We start from the raw sequence: 1626 nt of genomic DNA, 5'->3' as shown, positions 1-1626 counted from the left end.
GCCCACGCGCGATCGGGGATCTCGCCCCCGGGCAGGCAGCGGACCTCGTAGCGGAACAGGCGCGACCGCCCCAGCCAGCGCAGACCCACCGGGCCGGTCGCCACGACCCCGCTCGATCCGCTGAGCGGCCCCCAGGCCGGCGCCATCTCGACGACATGAGGGCCGCGCTCGGTGAAGACCTCCAGCGCGGCGTGGAACAGCGGCCGTCCGGGGCGGTGTTCGCGACGCGCGTGATACGACTCCCACCAGCGGCTCGTATGGATCGCGACGTGCCCACCGGCACCGACCGGCAGCCACCACAACTCCACCCCCGTGTCGCTCACACGGCCTCCCGCACAGCCCGCGCCGCGCTCAGGGACACCGGGAGATGCCCCAGGGCGAGTACGACGGCAGCCGCCGCGATCCACGGACTGCTCAGCCAGCCCGCGGCGGTGAGGAACACCATCACCGGCAGGATCGCCATCGGGGCGGGCACGCGGCGCCACCAGTACAGGGACCCGGCGTGGCGACCCGTCGCCAGATACCGGGCCCACAGGGCGTAGTAGGCGGCCAGCGCGGAGATCGCGGGAACACCCCACCACCAGACGATTGTGCCCGAGGCGCCCACCGCCGGAACCACCAGGCACAGGACCTGGCCGGCGCGCTCGGTCCAGCGCACCGGGCCGGGCACCGACGACCGCGGAAGCGGCTCCCGAGGGGGGAAACGCGCCAACAGGAGAGACGGGGCGAGCACCGCGAGGCTGAGGATCAGGCCTTCCGGGTGGAACTCCACGAGGAGATGCTAGCGCCGCGCCCCGACACATATCGGCGGTCATGGCGTCGTCCGGGCCGCCGACGTGGTTGTCAGGTCAGGTGGTCGTACTCGCCGTCGACCCACCTGGCGTACCGCTCGGCCGAGCGTTGGACGGCGGCGCCGGCGTCGCGGGGGACGCAGCCGCCGAAGTTCGCGTAGATCCGGTCGACGTGGTAGCGCGAGACGTGCTCGGCGATGCGCCGGACCACCGCGCCGGACAGGGGCATCCAGTTGGGGAACGAACGCATGAACGTGACCCAGCGCGGATCGGCGACGGTGCCGATGGTGTCGCCCGTGAACAGCACCCCCCGGCCGTCGCGCGCGGTCCAGTGGACCACCGCGCTGCCGGGGAAGTGGCCGCCGGGCTGTGAGGCCCGGACCCCCGGCAGGATCTCGATCTCCTCACCCGGGTGGCCGCCGCCCCACACCACGGTGTTGCGGGGCCGCAGACCGAGCCAGTGCTCGTCCGGTGCGGAGACGTAGACCGGGGCGTCGTCGAAGGCGGCCGACCACAGTGACTGGACCCCGTACATGTGCGGGTGGGAGGCGATGAGGGCGGAGATGCCACCCCATCCGCGCACCGCCGCGACGGCCTCCTCGCTGATGTGGTTCGGCGCCTCGACCATCACGTTCCCGTGGTCGGTGCGGATGAGCGCCGGCTTCTGCCCGATCCCGGGACAGTCCCGGTGGACCAGGTTGATCACGTCCGCCTCGCGCTCCATGAACTCGATGCGCGCGCCGCGCGCGGCCGACGCCTCGGGGTCGGTCCACCGCTGGCCGCCGGCGGGGACGAACTGGCGCTCATCGGCGCAGATCGGGCACACGTCGGGCAC

At 73.1% G+C, this 1626-nt stretch carries 2 protein-coding genes and 1 pseudogene; all 3 read right to left on the bottom strand.

Annotated elements, in window-relative coordinates; genetic code table 11:
• Positions 1 to 323 (bottom strand): annotated as a pseudogene (locus G6017_RS06305) (hypothetical protein); the annotation flags it as partial.
• Positions 320 to 772, bottom strand: coding sequence for a hypothetical protein (locus G6017_RS06300; protein ID WP_182616495.1), 453 nt, complete (start codon positions 770 to 772; stop codon positions 320 to 322). The pseudogene G6017_RS06305 and the gene G6017_RS06300, both read right to left, overlap by 4 nt.
• A gap of 71 nt (positions 773 to 843) precedes the next feature.
• The coding region (locus G6017_RS06295) for an MBL fold metallo-hydrolase (RefSeq protein ID WP_194307765.1) at positions 844 to 1626 on the bottom strand (783 nt) is incomplete at its 5' end.

The organism is Dietzia sp. B44 (genome assembly GCF_014145245.1).
Classification (GTDB): Bacteria; Actinomycetota; Actinomycetes; order Mycobacteriales; family Mycobacteriaceae; genus Dietzia; species Dietzia natronolimnaea.
Note: the sequence above shows the minus strand (reverse complement) of the source record. Positions and strands in the feature narration are given on the sequence as shown.